Here is a 20797-nt window from a genome sequence, read left to right as displayed (position 1 = left end):
TGGTTCAGTTGGCCAATCAGAAATTCCATGTCACCCCCTTGCGGAATTATCTCCTCCAAGAGCAACGGCAATTCTTGAGAGGCATTCCTCAGGGGTCAGCAAGGCGGTGTCCAGCACAAATCTGGGTTCCGACCATGTTTCGTAATGACGATCCTGCACGTCCTGCCAGGATGGCTGGTGAAGGCCTTCTATGTCGCTGATCCGGTTTTCCACCCGTCTTCTGTGTTCGACAGGATCGGAACACACAACTTCCACATCAAGAAGAAGAGCGTTGCAGGTTGTCGCGATCTCGGCCCAGGCGCGCCTTGAAATCTCGACCGGGTTCACGGTGTCGGCAATCACGTTGAGGCCAATTGCAAGATTGTCCCTGGCGACCGCAAATGCTGCCTGATAGCCCGCGTCCTCGACCGTTGCAGGGCGCAACGCACTTTCCTTTATGGCGGTTTCAATGGAATCCACGCGAATGTAGACGGCTTGTCTTTCGCGCGCCAAAGCGCGGGCAATTGTTGTCTTTCCGACGCCGGGAAGACCGGAAAAGGAGACCAAGTATGACATGCTTCGTCCATTTTGCTTGAAAACACGATCGCCAGTCTGAAGCGGATCACGGGGAGAATAGAGCAGGATTCTATTCGGCAACCAATGCCCGAACTGTACCGCACTTCGTAGGTTTTCAGATGAAGAAGCCGGTATCCTGGGAAATTGGGGCAGGTCTGCCGGACAGTCCTCCTTCGTCACGCCTTGGTTGTGTTACTCTCCAACACAGGACGCAATGGGGCATTGAACATGCAACGGATCGACGCTCATATTCACCTTTGGGATACCGCACAGCTTGATTATCCATGGCATAAACGCGGTTCGTTTCCAGATCTTCCCGATACCTACCTTCTGGACGATGCGATAACGGAGACCGGTGGAACCGATATTACATTCGTGGCCGTCCAGGCTGAGATGGACCACTCAAAAGATCCGGTCGAAGAGACCGCTTGGATACAGACCATTGCCGACGAACATCAGAACGGCGAGCGTATCGAGGGTTTTGTCGCTTACGCAGATCTTTGCCAGCCTGACCTTCCGAACGTTCTTGAACGGCATGCACGACACCCGGTCTTTCGCGGTGTGCGGCAGGAGATCTGGTGGCAGAAATCGTCTCCGCGTCCGGACATTCTTGAGGAAGATTTGTTGTCCAACTCTGCCTGGCGAGAAGGCTTTGGTGCGTTGGCAAGCATCGATGCTGCCTTCGACCTGACCTGCTGGCACACCCAGCTTCGCCCGTTTTCAGAGTTTCTGTCGCATCATCCGGCTATTCCGGTCATTGTCGACCATCTGGGGTCGCCGATTGCCGGTGACGATGCGGCTCTGGGTGTCTGGCTCGACGGCATCAGGGCGCTTGCCGATTTGCCCAACACCTTCATGAAGATTTCGGGCCTGTCTCAAGCAGATGCGCGCTGGACCGTGGAAAGCATGAGGCCGCTGGTCGACCAGGTTCTGGAGGTTTTCGGCCCGGAGCGGTGTATGCTTGGCAGCAATTTTCCGATCGAAAAACTCACGTCGACCTATGAGACCGTCTGGGCCGCTTACAAGGCACTGCTCCGCGATCTGACGCTTGAAGAAAGGGACGCCGTCTATTTTTCAACGGCGAAAGAAGCGTATCGGCTCGAGCGGTAAGCCCGACTGGCCCGATTGAGAACATGCCTAGCTGCTTCTTCGCCCAAACCACATGCGGCTGATCAGATGATCCTTGAGCACGAACTGGTGATAGGCCCAGCCAAGCAAGTGAAAAGCGATCAACAGCAGCAGAAGCGTTGCAATGATACCGTGAATTGTGCGTGCTGGAATGTCATTGAAACTGGCAGGCAATGGCGCCTCAGAGCCACCAAATGCGATTGCGAACAGATCCGCGGAAAGGGCAATTCCGATGCCGCTGGAAACCATCGCAAGAACCAGCACATACAGTGCCACATGGGTGAATTTTCTGCCGACCTTCAGTGTTGGATGTTCCGCGTCAGCGTAAGGCGGTTTGCGCGAAAACACACGTGTGGCAAGAAACGCGAGCATCAATCCGCCAATGACCATGCCCCATACCATGTGACCGATGAGTGCTGTCAGTTTTTGAGGGTCAGAGTTTTTCAATTCTGCAAGCCCTGGTCCGCCGACAACCAGTGCAACCAGGACCATGATCGCGACAAGCCAATGAAACGCGACAAGCAATGGATGATATCTTTTCATCTAACGTCTCCCTTTGAAGCCGACATGCGAAAATCTTGCCGTCAGCGAGGTATCTCGACGCGATTTAGCAGATGGTCATTCGTTCAAAAATATAACAAGATAGAACACCTTGTTACGTGAGTTAAACAGATGAAGGTGAAATGAGATCGTTCGATTGGGAGCAGTTGCCGTATTTTCTTGCTGTTGCCCGTACGGGCAGCTTGCGCGCCGCGGCAAACACGATCAATGCAAGCTATGGAACCGTAAACCGGAACATTCAGGCTCTGGAGGCAAGCTATGGCGTCCGCCTGTTTCATCGTTCCAAGCGCGGGTTCACTCTCACGGAATTCGGAGAGGCGTTGCTGCCTGTGGTCGAAGCCGCGGAGCAAACTGTCCTCGCTGCGCGCAAAAAGGTGGAAGGGTTGGACAAAAGCGAGACGGGGACGATCCGCTTCTCGCTTTCTCCCACGCTTGCCTATGATTTCATCGCCCCGATCATTGGACGGTTTCACGACAGATATCCGAACATCGATCTCGAATTTCATCTGACGTCAGAGGTTGAATCCATAACCAACGACGAAACCGACGTTTCGCTGCGCGCAGCAGAAGATGTCGCGGATGATGTTGTTGCTCGAAAGCTCTTCAGATTGACCCTGGGCGTATATGCCAGTGAGACATACCTTCGGGATGTATTCCCCAATGCAGGTCAACAGGGCAAAGGATTGAGCTGGATTGGAACCGCAGACGAAAACTGGCGTGTGCCGTCACCATTCCAAATGGCGAAGGTCAGGCACAAGGTGAGCGACGGCTATATGCGGGTTCGCCTGCTGAGTCAGCACTGCGGAATGTCACATATGCCAACTCTCTTTGAAAACGCGTTTCCAGACCTGCGCCGCGTGCCGGAGACGGAACTGTCCAAGGGCCCGTGGTTATGGATCTTGCTGCATTCGGATCTTCAAAAGACGGTACGTGTCCGACGGTTTGTCGATTTTCTGACCGAGGAACTGCTCTCATTAAAACATGCACTTTAGAATGTGGTCAGTGAACTTCCGGGTCGCTCCTTTTGCCTGGCAGTCGTTCACGCTCAATCGCTTGTATGCAGCTTCGAACGTAGGATGCCCGGATGGCACGCATTTTGGAAACCGATCTCTACCCGCCGGTCAAGGCTTATCTGGTCGGGCAGGGGTATGAGGTAAAGGCCGAGGTGGGTGCCGCCGATATCGTTGCCTGCCGTGGTGATGAAGACCCGGTGATCGTTGAATTGAAAACCGGCTTCTCCTTGACGCTTTTCCACCAGGCTATCGAGCGTCAGGCCGTCACCGATGCCGTCTATGTTGCAGTGGCACGGGGGACGGGGAGGCGGTTTCAGCAAGCGCTCAAGAGCAATCTCAAGCTTGCCCGGCGACTGGGTCTTGGCTTGATGACTGTCAGGCTGTCCGATGGTTTGGTTGAGGTGCATTCAGACCCGGCTCCCTATACTCCGCGCAAATCGAAGCCGCGCAAGGACCGGCTACTCAGAGAGTTTTCCCGCCGTGTCGGCGATCCGAACACTGGTGGGTCGACCCGCGTAACCCTGGTGACGGCTTATCGCCAGGATGCGATCCGCTGCGCTCAACACCTGGAGGAGAACGGTCCCAGTCGTGGTACGGATGTGGCCAAGGCAACCGGCGTCGAGCGTGCCACCAGGATGATGGCCGACGATCATTATGGCTGGTTTGAACGCGTCGAACGTGGCGTTTATGCCTTGAGCCCCAAGGGGGCAGCCTCCATCCAGGATCAGGTGAAAAACACCGACTTGGGTTAGGTCGTTCTGCGCAAGAAATTCAGCTCGATAAATGCGTAAGGTCTGCGGCACTCGGCCGATGACCTTCAGCTGATGTTCCAGACAGCGAGTGCTGCAAGGACTGTTGACAGTCTCCGTCCTTCATTATTATACAGTGTATAAATATTATGGAGATAACAATGCCGACCGGGCACACAATGATGGCCATGACCCTGGACGGGTTTGTTGCGCGCAAGGACCACGCACTTGACTGGTTGATGAAATTCGACACCGGCTCTGAAGATACCGGCTTCACGGATTTTCAGAACAGCATCGATGTCATTGTCATGGGAACCGGGTCGTTCAAGACCGTTCTTGGGTTCGGCGAGTGGCCCTACCGGAAACCCGTTGTGGTTCTGAGCAAAACTCTTGCCGAGGACAATATCCCGGAAGACGTGAAAGACAAGGTTGAAATCAGCCGTCTCTCACCTGACCAACTGATGACGCAACTGGACGGGCGCGGCGTTGACAGGGTCTATGTGGATGGCGGGGCAATCATTCGATCCTTCCTGCGCGCCGGTTACGTCGCAGACATGCGGATTGCGATCGCTCCCATCCTGATTGGCGAAGGTATCCGGATGTTCGGAGAACTGGACAAGGACGTTGACCTGAGGCTTGAAGACGTGCGCCGGTTCGGGTCCGATTTTGTCGAAATGCGCTACGTGGTGACCTGAGACATGACATCCGGCAGAGCCGCAGGGCGGCCTCAAAAACGGGACGGGACGCTCTCCAGAGAGCGTATCCTGGCAACTGCGCTGCCGCTGCTTCGGGAGCACGGCGCTGAGGCGGTGTCGTTCCGGCGGCTGGCGGACGGCCTTGGTGTGACGGCAATGGCGATCAAGTATCACGTTGGCAGTCAGCAGGAGCTGCTCGCCGCGCTGGTTGAACGTGCCTTCGAGGGAACGCGTGGCAGCATTCAAGGGAGAACACCCGCCGAACGCCTTCGGCACATTCTCTCCATGTACTGCGTCAGAGCACTTGAAAACGCGAAGGTCGTGCGCTGCATCCTGAACGACACATCGCTGATGAGTTCAGAGATCATTGAGATCACGGAAGAGATCAGGAAGAATACGCGACTTTTGAACGATGGTGACCCGAATGACGTCATGCTCAATCTGCTGGTCGACTACACACATGGTTTTGTTTTTTCAGCGGTTGCTGCCGCTCCGGAACATAATCTGACTGAGGAAGATTTTCTCAGAAGTGTCGACTGGGTGCTTCGAACCTGTGTGTCTGAATCCTGAGTACTACACCGGAAGAGCGCATCTGCGTTGGACTGGTTGATGTGGGTATAGTGAAGTCGAAACCCGGTGTAGTTGGCCGCCCGCGAGCTGGCGAATGACGGTCCGGCACCAGAGCGTGATTTAAGGGAGACCTGACATGGAACGGTTCACGGGCGGATGCGTCTGCAGCAGTGTGCGTATCATGGCGTCAGGACGTCCGTACAGGGTCGGCATTTGCCATTGCCTCGACTGCCGCAGGCATCATGGCGCTCTCTTCTATGCTGCAGCCGTGTTCCCGCAAGATGCAGTGACAATTGAAGGTGAAACGCGGGACCATGCGGGCCGGCATTTTTGCCCTCACTGCGGCTCGTCGATTTTTGCCCGTTCCGGTGATGAAGTCGAGGTGCATCTCGGTTCGCTCGATGCCCCTGACCAGCTGAAGCCCACTTATGAATGCTGGACGACCCGCCGCGAGGCGTGGCTACCGCCCTTTCCCGGCATGAAACAACATGAACGTGATCGGGACGACGCAGGTCGCTTTGAAGACTAGGGTCTCTCAAATCCGCATACGCTTGGAATCGGTTGGACGGATTGCGCTATGCCCGGCCTTCGCGTTTTGCCATTGAGCGTTGTCCGATCGGAATGACCAGAAGCGTGAGGCATCCGACAACGAAGAAGAGCAGGGGATAACTGCCGGTTTCAGTGATGAGCGCGCTACAGACTGCAAGTCCGAAACTGCCTCCGAGCATTTGAATGGTGAGGTTGATACCGCTCGCCTGCGCGTGCTTGTCCTTCGGCACGGCATTCATCTGCACCCGCCTGACCGGGATGGCGATACTCGGCATGGAGGCTCCCCAAAGTATCAGAGGTATGAGAGCCAGAAGGAAACTCTGCTGGATTGCTGCAAAGGCCAGGAGAATGAGTGCCGCCCCGTGACAGGTTACCCCTCTGACCAGCGTGAACCTCGAGCCGAATTTATCCGTGAGCTTTCCGACCAGGATCGATGTGCCGAGCGTTGGCAGGATTGCCAGGGAAACTGCGACGCCTGACAAGATGGGTGTCCTGCCCAGAATGTCCTGGAAGAACTGGGCGGCGAAGACGAAAACGGCGATCTTCTCAAGTTGAAAAATCGCAAAGATGAAAACACCTCCGGCAAACTCGGGGATCTTCAGGAGCGATATGTCGAGAAGCGGTGCCGGATGCGTCAGTTCCCTTTGCAGGAACAGGGCCAGGGTCGCGAGCCCGAGGACAATAAGACCGAGTGTCATGGGGGATGTCCAGCCCCATGAGGGGCCCTGCATCACAGATGTCACCAGACCGAAGAGACCGACAATCAGAAAGGCGGGTCCTGCAAACTCCAGTGGTGTTTGCGCGCTGGAAGTCTTGTGTTTCTGCACATCGTAATTCGGTGACCAGATCAGCCACAGCAGTACCGCAATTCCAAGAACGATCGGAATGCCGACCCAGAATATCATGCGCCAGGAAAGCGTTTGGGTAAGCAGCCCGCCGACCAACGGGCCGGATGCCATGAATATGCCCCCGACCGTGGTCTGATACCCGAACGCCGTTCCACGTTTTTCCGGATCGAATGCTTTTGTTATGAGCGCAATCGATGTCGGGAAAATCACGGCAGCGGCAATGCCCTGAAGAACGCGGGCAACAATGAGCGTCGTCCCGTCACTGGCAAGTGCGGCAAGCAGCGAGGCGGCGGCAAAGAGTGCCGCACCGGATGAAAAGTAATGTCTCCTGCTGAATTGGTCGCCAAGGCGGCCGGCAATCGCCACAGCGCAGGTGAAACTCAGAAGATAGGCGTTCACTACCCAGTGGGCTGCCGAGACGGACAGTCCGAGCTCTTGAGTAATCGACGGCAGCGACACCGCAACGATGGTTTCGTCCAGCACGATGAGCCCGAGTACGCCGCTCATTGCGCCGAGCAGCCACCATTTTCTCCGGTTCTCAGCCACCAATTGCTCTTGTCTCTCCGGAAGTTATGCCTGTGACGGTAGAGTTTCAGATGTCCGTTGGCTTCGCAACTGCGATGAGCGGGTCTGACGGGAGAAGACTTCGGGCCACTGTTTTCGGTCACGCAGAGCACAAACGGACACGAAAATAATATCTTGAGTATTTGACTCCAGTTTATTGACAATGCTTGCCGGACCAGCCTAGGTTCGTTCGCCCATGGAAGAGCCATGGATTGCATTCCTGACAGGAGAGACCCATGAAAGTCGGATCACTGACGGCGGGTCTTTGCTCCGCTGCTTTAGCCATAGCGACTTGTTTCGCTTCAGCCACGTTCGCAAACGCAGAGACAATCACCGTAACCGATATCGCCGGCCGCACGGTCGAAGTGGAAAAGAACCCCAGCAAGGTCGTCCTTGGTGAAGGGCGCATGATCTACACGATCGCGCTGCTGGACCAGGACAACCCGTTCAAACGCGTCGTTGGCTGGAAAGACGACATGGTGCGTTTCGATCCGGATGCGTACCGCAAGTACCGGGAAGCGTTTCCGCAAGCCGCTGATCTCCCGAGCTTCGGCAGCCCGTATTCAGACGAATGGAACCTGGAAGCCGTCATTTCGCTGGGAACGGAAGTTGTGCTGATGAACCTCGGCAATCTTCTGAAGGCTCAGGAAAGCGGAATTATCGACAAGCTGGCAGAGGCGGGCGTCGCGACAGTGTTCGTGGATTTCCGGCAGGACCCGACCCAGAACACGGTACCGAGCATTCAGTTGCTGGGGCGCATTTTTGACGAGCGCGATGCAGCGGACGCCTTCACCGACTACTATCAGTCGCAGATGAAGTTGATCTTCTCGCGTGTTGAAGCCATCCCGGCCGAAGAACGGCCGATCGTCTTCATCGAGCGTGCAGCGGGCTACAACCCGGCCAAATGCTGCTCGACATTTGGTGCCGCCAATCTGGGGCGCCTGGTCGACCTTGCGGGAGGCCGCAACTGGGGTTCGCTCAAGTTCCCGGGTTTTGCGACCAACGTTTCTCTTGAAGCCATCTTTTCCGATGACCCCGAGATCATCATCGGCACCGGTGGCAACTGGTCCGAAGCCAATCCGGACACGGCCGCCGTTCTCTTCGGCTATGAGGCCACTGACGAAATGGTGAAAGAGCGTCTTGGCGCATTGGCTGCTCGTGAGGGCTGGTCCGACCTCTCAGCCGTAAAGTCCGGCCGGTTCCATTCGGTCTATCACCAGTTCTACAACAGCCCCTATCACTTCGTTGCCATGCAGGCCTTTGCCAAGTGGATCCATCCGGAGCTGTTTGAGGACGTGAACCCGGATGCCACGATCAAGGAACTGCACGAAAGGTTCCTGCCGATCGACTATTCCGGCGTCTTCTGGGGCAGCCTCGAAGTCGAGGGCTGAGCCGAAAGCCTTTCAGGCCTCGCCAGCTTCGTGGCGGGGCCATTTTGCTTTTAGGAAATTTCAGATGAGTGTCGATGTGAATGTCATCGAGATGCGGCAAAGCTATGCATCTCAGATCGCACGCCGCTATGGAATGATTGCCGTCGTAACCGGTCTCCTGGCGCTGAGCTTCTTTCTTGATGTCGCGACGGGCCCGGGAAACTACCCGCTGTCCACGGTCTTTGACGTTTTCGCCGACCCGATGTCCCACGGGGTCCGGTTGAAGGTCATTGTCTGGGATTATCGTCTGCCTGTCGCGGTGACCGCAGTGCTGGTCGGTGCACTCCTGGCGGTTGCAGGCGCGCAAATGCAGACCATTCTCAACAACCCGTTGGCCGAACCGTTCACGCTTGGGGTTTCGGCGGCTGCAAGTTTCGGCGCTTCGCTTGCGATCGTGATGGGGATTTCAATCATACCTGCCGTCGGGCATTTGCTCGTTACTGCAAACGCTTTCGTCTTTGCGCTCGCCACATGTGGCTTCATCCTGTTTGCGACACGCCTCAAGGGTGTTGGGTCCGAGACGATGATTCTGTTCGGCATCGCGATCTTCTTCACCTTTTCCGCGCTTCTGGCGCTGATGCAGTATATGGCCTCGGAAGATCAGATCGCCCGGATCGTTTTCTGGATGATGGGATCGTTGAGCCGTGCGAGCTGGGAGAAGATCGGCCTCGGCACATTGCTGTTATGCATCGCCATTCCCTTCAGTCTTTACCGCACATGGTCCATGACGGCTTTGCGGATGGGCGAGGCCACCGCTGAAAGCATGGGTGTCGATGTCGCACGGCTGCGTGTGGAGATGCTGATCTGCATCTCCCTTCTTGCTGCAACCGCCGTATCATTCGTGGGCACGGTCGGGTTCGTCGGGCTGGTCGGTCCGCACATAGCGCGGCTCCTGGTGGGGGAAGACCAACGCTATTTCGTGCCGCTTTCGGCTCTGGTCGGGGCCTTGGTCCTGTCGCTGACGTCGCTGATCTCGAAATCTATCACCCCGGGCATCATCTATCCGATCGGGATCATAACCTCGCTGATCGGTGTGCCGGTGTTTGTGTCGATCATTCTCAGTACGCGGCGGGAGCGGCTGTCATGACATTGAACATCACGAACCTTCGGGCAGGATATGGCAGAACGGAAATTCTGCACGATGTCTCCGTCAAGAACGTTGAACCCGCGACCTTTGTCGGTCTCATCGGGCCGAACGCATCAGGTAAATCAACGCTGTTCAAGACGATCGCCGGATTGGTGAAGCCGATGGGAGGCCACATCACCATCGGCGGCGAAGACATCACGCACCTGCGCCGCAAGGACCGGGCGCAATGCATTGCCTATATGCCGCAAGCCTATGGGTGCAATGCGCTTTTGACGGTGTTCGAGAGCGTGCTTCTGGCGCTGAAGCAAACCACCGGATGGCGGGTCGATGCCGATAATCTCGACAGGGTGTCGGACACGCTTCATGCGCTTGGCCTGTCACATCTCGCCAATCGCGGTATTGCCGATCTCAGTGGCGGCCAGGCGCAAATGATCGCGGTGGCGCAGACCATCGTGCGCGCACCGGAAGTCATCTTGCTCGACGAACCGACAAGCGCGCTTGATCTGCACCACCAGCTTTCGATCATGACCTCGATCCGCAACGAGATGGACCGCAAGAAACCGGTGGTCATTGCCGCGCTCCACGATCTGAATCTTGCCGCCAAGTTTTGTGACCGGTTGATCTTGCTGCGCGAGGGCGTGATCCTGGCCGACGGGCGACCAGGCGACATCCTCGCACTGCCGGAAATCGGCGAGACCTATCGCGTCAAGGCGGATCTTGAGCGCACCAGCAAAGGAGCGCTCTATGTTGACGCGAGGCTGGCATGAGGTCCAGCGACGAAGCGCAGCTTCCTTGAGCTCGACATTTGGCCGAAAGCGGCTGAACGATTGATTGTCGGTCTTGCTGGCTCCGCGAGAGGATTGGGGTCCCGCTCATGAGGAAGTGTCTCGTTCAGGCCGCTGAGACGGATGCTGTTTCGCCTGCCTGAACCTTGTCGGCGAGCCCTTTCAGGTTTCCATCCAGGACCTTGCCCATCATCATTTTCATCATGGTCTGGCCCAGCAGCCAGCCCATCGGGCCGTATTTGACACGATAGTCCATGCTCCACTCCACGAGCGTCTGCCTGGAACCCTGGGGTCGGATGCGCAGCTCTGCGTAGGCTTCCTTCAGCGGCATGGGATCGGTATCCAGCAGGCGAACGCGGTAACCGCGGTTTGGCTGCCACTGTGTCACTTCTTCCACCAGAGAGTTGCCGTCATCGAAATGGCAGCGCCGTTTCGAGCCAACCTGATTGGCGCCCGAGGTGAGCGCATCGACCGATTTCACGAGTGGTGCAAACTCATCAATGTGCATGAAACGATCAAGAACCGCCCAGACGGCTTCCGGGCTGGCATCGATCAAAAGGGTGCGTTGGTGGTGTATCATCGGGGCCACTCACTTCAGCAATCGCGTCGTTTTTTCTGTTTCTGAGAACTTCATAAACTTGCCCTGCTGCCACCGTTGTGGCAGCAGTGTGGCAGTAGGAGATAGAAATGCGTCGCACGGAACGGCTTTTCCGGATCATCCAGATTCTTCGGTCAAAACGATCGCCCGTGACAGGGCGTGATCTGGCCGATGAGCTGGAGATATCGCTGCGGACCCTTTATCGCGACATGGCCGAACTCACCGCGCAGCGCGTGCCTGTCATTGGCGAGGCCGGTACCGGTTACGTGCTGGACGATGGCTATGACATGCCACCCCTGATGCTGACAGCTGATGAGCTGGAGGCGGCCGCGCTTGGCGCCACCTGGGTGACGTTGCAAGGCGACCCTTCGCTTGCCCGTGCCGCCAGGGACCTGGTTGCCAAATTGTCGGAGGCCATACCGAAGGAACTGCGCCCGATCGTGCTGGATGCAAGTTCCAGATCCATTGCCACCCGCTCCCAAGTCCAGGATCAGTTCGACGGTGTCGTCTTGCGGCGTGCGATACGGGATCGCTCGCGGTTGCAGCTCACCTACCAGGGCCAAAACGGGGATGTCACCAACCGTGTGGTCTGGCCGATGCTGATCGCCTATCTGAATGCAGTCCGATACATCGTCGCCTGGTGCGAAACGAGACAGGATTACAGGCATTTTCGAACGGACCGGGTGCAGAACCTGAAGGTGCTTGAGGACAAGTATCCGGCGCGCCGCGAAGTTCTGGTCAGGGAGTGGGAGGAGGCCATGGAAAAACGGCATCAGGGCTGACACGGCCGCGCTTCAAGTTGACAGGAAGAATGAAAATCTCCGTTTCCGGTGTCGGGTCGTGACCGGTCCGAAGGAGTATGTGTTGTCTTCGAAGGATCAAAAAATTATCGCTGAAGTGAAGCTGATTACGGCCGGAAGACCTATATAGGCTTCGACGCTTTCATGACTGAAATAGTGAAACAGAAAAGAATTGTTCAGGTTCTTCAATGGGTAGAGGCAAAATGGAAAAACGCAGGTTGGGTGCTAACGGACCGGAAGTCGGGGCAATCGGTTACGGTGGAATGTCTTTTGCCGACATGTACGGGCCCACGAATGAAACAGAGAGCCACGCAATCCTCGATGCCTGCCGTGATTTGGGCGTGACGCTTCTGGACACGGCAAATGTCTACGGCATGGGGAAGTCGGAAAGCGCAATCGGAACCTATCTGAAGGCTGATCCGGGCGCGCGGGATGAGTTTGTCATCGCGACGAAGGCAACCATCACGACTGATCCGGAAGGCAACCGCACTTTCGACAATTCATCGGAACACCTGGAAGCCGAACTGGACAAGTCGCTGCAACGGCTTGGTCTGGAATATGTGGACCTCTTCTACGCTCATCGCCGCGACCCGCGCTTCACGCCGGAAGAAACGGCTGCAAATCTCGGTCGGCTCGTTGAAAAGGGCAAGGCCCGGGCGATCGGTCTTTCGGAAGTTGCCCCTTCAACCTTGCGGCGCGCATCGAAAGTCTTTCCCATCGCCGCCGTTCAATCAGAATATTCCCTCTCCACACGCTTCCCGGATCTCGGACTTGTACAGACCTGCGCCGAGCTGGGGGTCGCCATGGTGGCATTCTCGCCCGTGGGGCGGTCGCTGCTGACGGACAATCCGATCCCGCGCGAGCGGATCGCCAATCTGCCGTTCCTTGCGGGCAACCCGCGCTTCATGGAACCGAACCTGACGGAGAACCTGCGTATTACGGAAGGTTTCCGCAAACTCGCAGCCGAAATGGGCACGTCGGCGGCCGGGCTGGCAAATGCCTGGCTGCTCAGCCGCGGACCACATGTGATCCCGATCCCCGGAACGCGGTCGGTCGATCACTTGCGCGAATGCCTCTCGGGAGCCGCGTTAAGCCTGACGCAATCCGATCTCGAACGGATTGAGGCGGTGCTGCCGGTCGGCTGGGCGCATGGGGATCGTTATTCGGCCGAGCAATGGAACGGACCGGAGCGGTATTGCTGAGGCGAACCGGGCTCCGAATTCAGGAGCCCGGCATAGGCTATCGACCTGAACTCCCTGTATGAATTCAAATGCGAATGTCTGCTCCAGGCCGAAACTCGGCAGGGGACCTTGCTGGAGCGGGCGTTCGCAGGTAGGGCCCGGCGAAGCAAACGCGCCGGTCCGCTCGGGTCGTCAATCAACTTCAAATCCCATGTCCTGCATGAGCCGCCTTCTGGTTTTTTCCGTCGGCGAACCGTCCTTTTCCCAATGCGGTCCCGACATCAGGGCCTCAACGCATTTGCGATGCGGGTGTATCGACAGGGTTCCACCTTCCGGCATCGTATATTCGAAATTGATGCCATCGCGCTCGGTGACCATCCCGTAGCAAAGATAGCAATATCCCAGAAAGTCCTCTGGAAGCTCCGGCTCCTCTTTTCTGGCCGGGGCTTCATATGGCTCTGACGGTGTCAGGCGCAGCAGCAGGCCGTCCAGCTCCAGTTGCCATTCAGCATCATCCTCTTCCGACCAGAGTTCGGCCAGTTCCGACGTTTCCCTTACCCGTTTGACGATTGCTCTGGCACTCTCCAGAAGATCTTCGGAAACCTGTTCGTTCTCGAAATTCGGCATGTCGGGAAGATCGGCGGGCGGCCGTCCAATGGCGGCGGCAAGCATGTCGCAAGTCGCCAGGGCAATCGATGCCTCATCCGCATCCAGCGCGCCGGTATCGGGTTCAAGTTTCTTCAGGGTGTCGCGCACCGCCGCGAAGCTCTTCACGTCGGCCACAAAGTCCAGGGCCGTATCATTGCCAAAACTGCCTGACGCCCAAACGCCCATGACCCTCTCCCGCAGGTGTTGCGCAATTCTACGCAAGCGGCGTTAAGGAACCAGGTGAACAATTGATTCAATCGTATCGAAAGACGTCCTGCGGTGGATTGTCCTGCGCAGAGCATTTTTCGAAATGACACAACCAGAGCGCTAGTTTAACTTGGGTGCTATGAGTTCGGACAATTGGTCAGATACTGAAAATGACGCCGTTGTTGCATCTTATTTTTCGATGCTTGGTGATGAGCTCTCTGGTCGTCCGTACGTCAAAGCCGCTCAAAACCGTTTGCTTCAGCAGCAGACCGGGCGTAGCCGCGGGGCGATTGAGTTCAAATTGAGCAATATCTCGGCCGCCGCCAAAGGTTTGGGTTTGCCGATAATCAAGGGCTATCAACCCCGTTTCAATTTTCAGATGTCGCTGGCGGAAGCAATCATGCGCTGGCTTGCGCAGCACCCGCTCTGGGAGGTCGCGCTGAAAGACGCGCAACCACCCGGACTGGCCGAGGCCTCGGCACTGTTCGTCGGAGTTGCGCCGACACTCAGGAATGCGCCCCCGCCGGAAGAAACCGAAATGCTGCAGGCCGTTGCGCGCAGGTTCGATGTTGCTGGCCGCGATGAACGCAACAGGGCATTGGGCAAGGCAGGGGAAGAGCTGGTGTTTCACCGCGAGCGTTCCCAGCTTCAGCATCAGGGCCGTGAAGATCTGGCAAAACGCGTTCGCTGGGTTTCTCAGGAAGATGGTGATGGGGCCGGTTACGACATTCTCAGCTTCACACCGGCAGGCAGGGACCGTTTGATCGAGGTTAAGACAACGAACGGCTGGGAGCGCACGCCGTTTCACATATCCCGAAACGAATTGGATGTCGCCGAAGCCCGGAAGGAGGACTGGTATCTTTTCCGCCTCTATGAATTCGCGCGAGGTCCCAGGGCTTTTGAACTGCGGCCACCTCTTGAAGCACATGTCGCACTGACCGCGACGAGCTTTCAGGCGAGTTTCGGGTGATCAGGGTGGATTGGTGAGCGAAAGGTTTCTGCTTCGACCGGCGTTTGACGTGTTGCAACAAGCGGGTGTTCAGAGCCCAATGCGGCCTGTGTAGCTATTTCTGCGAATGTCGGTTCTGGGGCCGGTTGCCGTCCGGCAGGGTCCGGACACGTTTCCGGTCAAACGGACATGTCTGCACCGTGTGTGCAGATCGGTCGGGCCGTGCCGAACAGACTGAGGCCCAAGAAACGGCTGCTCTGACGGTCCCTCATCTTAATAAGGCCCAATTCTGAACAGATTGTCCGGGCGTCATCGGAGGACGCCAGAGCCCTCACAACAGTGCGGTCAATCGTGTTGTCTGCAACAAGAATGTCCGTAAGTGGTTGATTTACGGATTCCACAGGGGGCAGGATCTCCGGTCCGGTACGATTTCCGCCACCCTGCCGGAACGCCTCCTGAGGCTCCATCTTTACAGTTAATATTGGTGCAGCGCCTGCACCAAACCTTCGTATTTTTATCAAGGTTTGACCTCTCTTTTGCCTGTCATCCCTTTCACGTTTGAACGCGCCCCAAAAAGGGTTGGGTTCCACGCAGCAAGAAAGGTCATCGTATGGCGCGTGCAAGCAGCTTCGAGCGACAGATGCTCGAACTAATAAATGAAGAGAGGGCCAATGCCGGGCTACAGCCCCTGAGGCTGAATGTTTTACTCAACGAATCCAGTGAAGAGCACAGTGAGTGGATGCTGCGCTCGGGCAATTTCTCACACACCGGTGAAGGTGGTTCCTCGGCGACCGATCGGATATCCGACAGTGGATACCCCTTGGAAGGCAGCTGGCGGACAGGCGAAAACATTGCCTGGCAATCGGAACGGGGGTCGCAAGGCATCGAAGATGACGTCCGTCAATTGCATGAAACATTGATGAGCAGTCCGGGGCACCGTGCGAATATTCTCAATCCTGATTTCACGGAGATCGGGATCGGAATCGAAAGGGGTAACTTCCGGGGGACCGATGCGGTAATTGTAACGCAGAATTTTGCGGTGACCGATGGGGATACATCGGGGTCCGTGGAGCCGGACGGGACACCGGTGCCCGATCCGACACCGACACCCCAGCCAGACCCCACACCAGAACCTGACCCGCAACCGGAACCGGACCCCACGCCGGAACCGGATCCCACACCGGAACCGGACCCCACACCGGTGCCGGATCCCACGCCGGAACCTGACCCACAACCGGAGCCGGATCCCACACCAGAGCCGGACCCCACGCCGGAACCGGATCCCACACCGGAGCCGGACCCTCAACCGGAGCCGGACCCTACGCCGGAACCGGATCCCACGCCGGAACCTGACCCACAACCGGAGCCGGATCCTACGCCGGAGCCGGATCCCACACCAGAGCCGGACCCTACACCGGAGCCAGTGCCCACACCGGAGCCGAGGGAAAGCGTGTCTGTTTCCGGCTTCGCACGTGGCACCTCAGGTGACGACAATCTGGTCTCTACCGGGTCATGGTCAGCGGTCTTCGCGAGAGCTGGCAACGATACCGTAACAGGCAATGACGGCTTCGATTTCCTCAACGGTGGCTCCGGCAACGATCTGCTTTTTGGCGGCGGTGGCACCGATTATCTGATCGGAGGCCGGGGCAACGACGTTCTGGATGGCGGCGATGGCCGGGACTATCTGATCGGCGGTGCCGGAGACGACATGATGACCGGTGGCGAGGGCCCGGATCTGTTCCTCTTCGCCGGAGGAAATGACACGATCACGGACTTCACCGCAGGGGAAGACACGTTGCTCCTCCATCGAAATCTCTGGAAAGGCGGCAATCCCGCGGAGTCCTGGCAAAACAATGTGACTGTTGAGGACGGAAACACGGTTGTCGATTTCGGTGCCGGCAACACCTTGACCCTCACCGGCGTTACCGATCTGTCGACTGTGGATGCGTTCGACCTGTTCTGCTGACACCAACGGATCAGTTTCGTTGTGACTTGGAAAGTCGGGCTGGCTGTCGCGTTCTGCGATGGCCAGCCCGGTCAATGCGGATGAGAAGGCAATCGATTGGACATCTCATCCCCTCAACAATGCAGGTTTCGATGCGTCCGCAGGGAGGGGCATCGGTCTTTACGATCTGCAGTGCCGTTTGGGGTGTCAACACTCGGTTTTTGCGGCTCAACACCGTGTGCCAGACCAGCTCTTTTAGCTGCCGCTTCAAGTACTCAACCTCAAGCCGGGCCGACTTCCGAAAAATGCCATTTTCTGCCAACACGTCCTAGGAACAGGACAGTTAGAGTGTGGAAAACAAAGTGCCATGCGAATTACAGGCACAAGAACAAGATTGAATGGCTCTTTTGATTATCTCAGCGCGCGTGAATTGACCAAGCGTGGTGTTGCTCGGAAACGTCTCAACACAGGTGAAATTCCAGATGGGATCGATCCTGGTCCGAGCCTGTGGGTTAGCCAGATGCCGTCACAATTCCAAAACGCATCACTTGCGATAGAGCGTCCCTTGCATTTTGGGTTGCAATTCACGCAACTCTTCCGCCAGGAAGTCCACAAACCTTCGAACGCGGACTGTGCGGCGCAAATCCGTGTGAAGCAATATCCAAAGAGTGCGACTCAATTCCATCTCAGTGCCAGGAACCTGACACAGATCAGGGTACAGGTGCTCATAGATAACCGGGAGCTTTGACATGCCACACCCCTGTCTGAGCAAGCTCAAATGCATGTAACCTTCGTCGGAAGCATGGCGGACAGCAGCCAACGGAAATGGTGACTGACGAAGCAATTCGGTATTTTCGCCTGGCCCGGTCCAACCAAGCCAGTAAAGCCCAGCCCCATCGGATTCAGCCTTTAAGACAGCGGTCTCAAGATAACTTCGGCTGGCATAGGTGCCGATCGCGATGGGATAGAGCTTGCGCGCGACTACGTCGTCGGTCACCTCATAGGCGACGCGCAGCGAAACATCCGTTTCGGCCCGGTTGATGTCCTCCTTCCTGTCGGTTAGGCGGAACTCGATATCGATCCCGGGATAGGCCTTAAAAAAACGCGCCAGAATGGGTGCGACGACGTCATAGGCCATCATCGGGGAAAGCGAAAACCGGATCGTTCCGGTTTCGCTCCTGTCCAGCCCGTCGACCCGCCGCCGCGCGCCCAGGAAAATTCGCTCGGCTTCTTCAGCCAGCGGCAGGAGCGCTTCGCCCGCTGTCGTCAGCTGAAATCCGCGCCGGGAACGGGTGAAAAGCTGAACGCCGTAGCTTGCTTCCAGGATCTGGATATTGCGGTCCACGGTGACGTGGTTGGCATTCATCAATGCCGCGCCCGCGCGCAGGCTGCCGCCGCGCGCCACGGCAAGAAAGAACGGCATCGTCTCCCAGTCGCTCGGTCGCATGGTTCATCCTTATGTTTCATATTTGGAACATTCTGTTCAAAAATGTGCAGTTTATGTATCTGCTGATTAACATAAATTTCGGGCAGACCAAATGACGGAGATAACGATGAACCGCAGATCGTTTCTGAAAAATGCCGCCTCGGCCGCTGCCATGGCGGCGATGCCCTTGCCCGGATCGGCCGCAACGGTGAGCCTGCCCGAAAAAGCCTATATGAGCGTTCGGGGGCAAAAAGTCGCCTATGTCGATGTCGGTGAGGGTCGCCCGGTCGTGTTCCTGCACGGGAACCCGTCATCGTCCTTCCTGTGGCGCAACATCATTCCCTATGTTTCCACCGGCCATCGCGCCATCGCCCCGGATCTGATCGGCATGGGTGATAGCGACAAGCCGGTGCTGACCGACACTTATGCCGATACCGCGGAATATCTCTTTGCGTTTCTGGATGCGCTCGATCTCAGCGATGCTGTGCTGGTGATCCACGATTGGGGATCGGGCCTTGGCTGGCACTATGCGCGTACGCGCCCTGAGCGGATTTCGGCCATCGCCTTCATGGAAGCCATGACGCCGCCCTTTATTCCCTACGAAAGCTACGAGGCCCTTGGACCGTTCGCCGAATTCGTCCGCAACGTCAAAACCTCCGGCGTCGGCGAGGAAATGGTCATGAAGCAGAACATCCTTCTGGATCAGTTCATGCGCCACGGCAGCCCCAACGGGCCGCTCCCCGATGCGGTGATGGCTGAATACAACCGCTATTACCCGACGCCCGAAAGCCGAAAGATCCTGCTGGACTGGCCGCGCGAAATTCCCGTCGCGGGGGAGCCGGCGGACGTCGATACGGTGGCAAGGGCCAACAATGACTGGCTGCTGGCAAGCGACCTGCCGAAGCTGATGTTCCATGTCGATCCCGGGGCGATCATTCCGATGGCGCAGGCTGAACACCTGAAGAAAACACTGAAGAACCTCGAGACGGTGTTTTTGGGTCAAGGCGGGCATTTCGTTCAGGAAGATTATCCCGACGAGATCGGCAGGGCACTGGCCGAGTGGCTCACGCGCAATTGACGTGAAGCCGGTGTGCCGATTCTTCCCACCCGACAAGAATTTCTGAAAAGGAACAGCGTGAACCGACTGAAGGACAAGATTGCCGTCATCACTGGCGGAACCAGCGGCACAAAGCACAGCCACGATTGATAACCCAGCCGTTTGGGAGACCAAACCCTGCAAGAATTAGGGTGATCAACTAATGGAAGAACGGAACCATGCTTAAATCAATGATGGCTGCTGTCATAAATCAATGGGGCAGTGCGGAGACATTCGAGATTGTACAACGTCCAATACCTGAACTTGAGGCGGACGACGTACTGATCAAAGTGGCATTCGCGGGAGTCAATCCCGCTGATTGGAAAATGCGAGCTGGTTACCTTGAGTCGGCATTGCCCAATGGAGCGTTTCCTCTGGTTCTCGGGCTTGACGCTTCGGGGATCGTAGTAGCGACGGGTGAAAACGTTGTTGAATTTTCAGAGGGCGACAGAGTCGTTTCAGGAACCAATCAATTTACTGCGGGAAAACCTGGTTCCTACGCACAATATCTCGTCGTCAATAAACAGCGTGTTGCGTTGATTCCGTCAGAAATGACTTTAGAATCTGCGGCCACGATACCTATCGCAGGCATCACAGCCTGGCAGGCACTGTTTGCTGCTGACAAGGGCGCGTTAAAAAAGGGAGAGACCCGAAAAATATTGATTAACGGTGCTTCCGGTGGTGTAGGCAGTTTTGCAGTTCAACTGGCCAAGTGGGCTGGTGTAGACGTGGCCACGACCTGCAGTGGTGCCAATTTGGAGTATGTCAGATCTCTGGGAGCCGATTTCCTAATTGACTACAAAACCCAGAATATCAGCGACGAAATCGCCAAATGGGCGCCGAAGAGCGTTGATTTGATAGTCGACGCGATCAGTGCCGACTCTCTCACTGACCCCATTGCCCTGCTAAAGCAAGGTGGAAAGCTTGTCAGTATCGCAACGTTGACGGATGACGGTGACATCGAAGCGAGCATTGCTGAAGCGAAGGAACGCGGCGCTACCAAAATCTTGGCTTACGTCGATGACTCGCGTTTTGGCAAAGAACTGCAAAAGTTGATTGATATTGTAGACGCCGGTGGAATGTGGCTTCCCCCCACTGAGCCCTTCGAACTGAACGACGTCGCACGAGCACACGAAAAACTGGAGGGAGGACATGTGAGGGGTAAATTGGTCCTGCGCGTATCAGCTGAACTGCATTAATTTCATCCAGCTATGATGCGTATTCCGAATTCCCCGGCGGTATTCGCGTGAATGTCATCTGACCGCGGCTCTTTCTTGCTGTTGTCTCACAGTGACCGAATGACAGACATAGACAGATACCCGTTTCATCCTGTGTGCTGTTCCAATTGCGGCGGGATAACAGGAACCACTTCCGGGGTGGGCTCGGAGGCACCTGAATCTCTCAAAGGTCCGC

General features: G+C 56.7%; 21 protein-coding genes. 15 read left to right on the top strand and 6 right to left on the bottom strand.

Annotation, left to right across the window (positions count from 1 at the left end; genetic code table 11):
• Positions 1–30: 30 nt before the first annotated feature.
• Positions 31–555, bottom strand: coding sequence for an AAA family ATPase (locus tag ABLQ08_RS20940; protein WP_352945885.1), 525 nt, complete (start codon positions 553–555; stop codon positions 31–33).
• Positions 556–783: 228 nt separating this feature from the next.
• On the opposite strand from ABLQ08_RS20940, the gene ABLQ08_RS20935 reads away from it, so the two are divergent.
• Entirely contained in the window at positions 784–1665 is an 882-nt protein-coding gene (locus tag ABLQ08_RS20935) for an amidohydrolase family protein (protein ID WP_352945883.1), read from the top strand.
• Between the two features lie 27 nt (positions 1666–1692).
• On the opposite strand, the gene ABLQ08_RS20930 is transcribed toward ABLQ08_RS20935, so the two are convergent.
• Entirely contained in the window at positions 1693–2226 is a 534-nt protein-coding gene (locus ABLQ08_RS20930) for a cytochrome b (protein ID WP_352945881.1), read from the bottom strand.
• 140 nt (positions 2227–2366) lie between these two features.
• On the opposite strand from ABLQ08_RS20930, the gene ABLQ08_RS20925 reads away from it, so the two are divergent.
• From ABLQ08_RS20925 to ABLQ08_RS20905, 5 genes are all read left to right on the top strand, one after another.
• Complete coding sequence (locus ABLQ08_RS20925; protein ID WP_352945880.1) at positions 2367–3236, top strand: LysR family transcriptional regulator; 870 nt, start codon at positions 2367–2369, stop codon at positions 3234–3236.
• A gap of 92 nt (positions 3237–3328) precedes the next feature.
• Positions 3329–4009 (top strand): DUF2161 domain-containing phosphodiesterase, encoded by a 681-nt coding sequence (locus ABLQ08_RS20920; RefSeq protein WP_352945878.1) that lies wholly within the window; start codon positions 3329–3331, stop codon positions 4007–4009.
• Between the two features lie 158 nt (positions 4010–4167).
• A complete protein-coding gene (locus ABLQ08_RS20915) occupies positions 4168–4701 on the top strand; it encodes a dihydrofolate reductase family protein (RefSeq protein ID WP_352945876.1) in 534 nt (177 codons plus the stop codon).
• Positions 4702–4704: 3 nt separating this feature from the next.
• Positions 4705–5271, top strand: a complete 567-nt coding sequence (locus ABLQ08_RS20910) for a TetR/AcrR family transcriptional regulator (protein ID WP_352945874.1) — start codon at positions 4705–4707, stop codon at positions 5269–5271.
• Positions 5272–5407: 136 nt separating this feature from the next.
• Complete coding sequence (locus tag ABLQ08_RS20905; protein WP_352945872.1) at positions 5408–5800, top strand: GFA family protein; 393 nt, start codon at positions 5408–5410, stop codon at positions 5798–5800.
• A 46-nt stretch (positions 5801–5846) separates the two neighbouring features.
• Here the strand turns inward: ABLQ08_RS20905 and ABLQ08_RS20900 are convergent, their stop codons facing one another.
• Entirely contained in the window at positions 5847–7214 is a 1368-nt protein-coding gene (locus ABLQ08_RS20900; RefSeq protein ID WP_352945870.1) for an MFS transporter, read from the bottom strand.
• Between the two features lie 254 nt (positions 7215–7468).
• Here ABLQ08_RS20900 and ABLQ08_RS20895 point away from each other — a divergent pair, with 254 nt between their 5' ends.
• From ABLQ08_RS20895 to ABLQ08_RS20885, 3 genes are all read left to right on the top strand, one after another.
• Positions 7469–8623 carry an ABC transporter substrate-binding protein gene (locus tag ABLQ08_RS20895; RefSeq protein WP_352945868.1) on the top strand — a complete coding sequence of 385 codons (1155 nt, stop codon included), beginning with the start codon at positions 7469–7471 and terminating at the stop codon, positions 8621–8623.
• A gap of 64 nt (positions 8624–8687) precedes the next feature.
• Entirely contained in the window at positions 8688–9749 is a 1062-nt protein-coding gene (locus tag ABLQ08_RS20890) for a FecCD family ABC transporter permease (RefSeq protein ID WP_352945866.1), read from the top strand.
• Positions 9746–10516 carry an ABC transporter ATP-binding protein gene (locus tag ABLQ08_RS20885; RefSeq protein WP_352945864.1) on the top strand — a complete coding sequence of 257 codons (771 nt, stop codon included), beginning with the start codon at positions 9746–9748 and terminating at the stop codon, positions 10514–10516. Before ABLQ08_RS20890 ends, ABLQ08_RS20885 begins: the two co-directional genes overlap by 4 nt.
• Before the next feature lie 124 nt (positions 10517–10640).
• Here the strand turns inward: ABLQ08_RS20885 and ABLQ08_RS20880 are convergent, their stop codons facing one another.
• On the bottom strand, positions 10641–11114 hold the full coding sequence (locus ABLQ08_RS20880) for an SRPBCC family protein (RefSeq protein WP_352945862.1): 474 nt from the start codon (positions 11112–11114) through the stop codon (positions 10641–10643).
• A 107-nt stretch (positions 11115–11221) separates the two neighbouring features.
• On the opposite strand from ABLQ08_RS20880, the gene ABLQ08_RS20875 reads away from it, so the two are divergent.
• A complete protein-coding gene (locus ABLQ08_RS20875) occupies positions 11222–11914 on the top strand; it encodes a helix-turn-helix transcriptional regulator (protein WP_352945860.1) in 693 nt (230 codons plus the stop codon).
• 221 nt (positions 11915–12135) lie between these two features.
• Positions 12136–13134: an aldo/keto reductase gene (locus ABLQ08_RS20870; RefSeq protein ID WP_352945858.1), complete on the top strand. Its 999-nt coding sequence runs from the start codon at positions 12136–12138 to the stop codon at positions 13132–13134.
• Positions 13135–13305: 171 nt separating this feature from the next.
• On the opposite strand, the gene ABLQ08_RS20865 is transcribed toward ABLQ08_RS20870, so the two are convergent.
• Positions 13306–13947 (bottom strand): DUF4259 domain-containing protein, encoded by a 642-nt coding sequence (locus tag ABLQ08_RS20865; protein WP_352945856.1) that lies wholly within the window; start codon positions 13945–13947, stop codon positions 13306–13308.
• Positions 13948–14269: 322 nt separating this feature from the next.
• On the opposite strand from ABLQ08_RS20865, the gene ABLQ08_RS20860 reads away from it, so the two are divergent.
• Together ABLQ08_RS20860 and ABLQ08_RS20855 are read left to right on the top strand one after the other, a co-directional pair.
• Entirely contained in the window at positions 14270–14938 is a 669-nt protein-coding gene (locus tag ABLQ08_RS20860) for a DUF3883 domain-containing protein (protein ID WP_352945854.1), read from the top strand.
• A 619-nt stretch (positions 14939–15557) separates the two neighbouring features.
• Positions 15558–16883 (top strand): CAP domain-containing protein, encoded by a 1326-nt coding sequence (locus tag ABLQ08_RS20855; protein ID WP_352945852.1) that lies wholly within the window; start codon positions 15558–15560, stop codon positions 16881–16883.
• A gap of 523 nt (positions 16884–17406) precedes the next feature.
• On the opposite strand, the gene ABLQ08_RS20850 is transcribed toward ABLQ08_RS20855, so the two are convergent.
• Entirely contained in the window at positions 17407–18309 is a 903-nt protein-coding gene (locus tag ABLQ08_RS20850) for a LysR family transcriptional regulator (RefSeq protein WP_352945851.1), read from the bottom strand.
• A 106-nt stretch (positions 18310–18415) separates the two neighbouring features.
• On the opposite strand from ABLQ08_RS20850, the gene ABLQ08_RS20845 reads away from it, so the two are divergent.
• Both ABLQ08_RS20845 and ABLQ08_RS20840 read left to right on the top strand, forming a co-directional pair.
• Positions 18416–19366: a haloalkane dehalogenase gene (locus ABLQ08_RS20845; RefSeq protein ID WP_352945849.1), complete on the top strand. Its 951-nt coding sequence runs from the start codon at positions 18416–18418 to the stop codon at positions 19364–19366.
• A 197-nt stretch (positions 19367–19563) separates the two neighbouring features.
• On the top strand, positions 19564–20583 hold the full coding sequence (locus ABLQ08_RS20840) for an NADP-dependent oxidoreductase (protein WP_352945847.1): 1020 nt from the start codon (positions 19564–19566) through the stop codon (positions 20581–20583).
• Positions 20584–20797: the final 214 nt, after the last annotated feature.

This window comes from Roseibium sp. SCP14 (assembly GCF_040329475.1).
GTDB lineage: Bacteria > Pseudomonadota > Alphaproteobacteria > Rhizobiales > Stappiaceae > Roseibium.
Note: the sequence above shows the minus strand (reverse complement) of the source record. Positions and strands in the feature narration are given on the sequence as shown.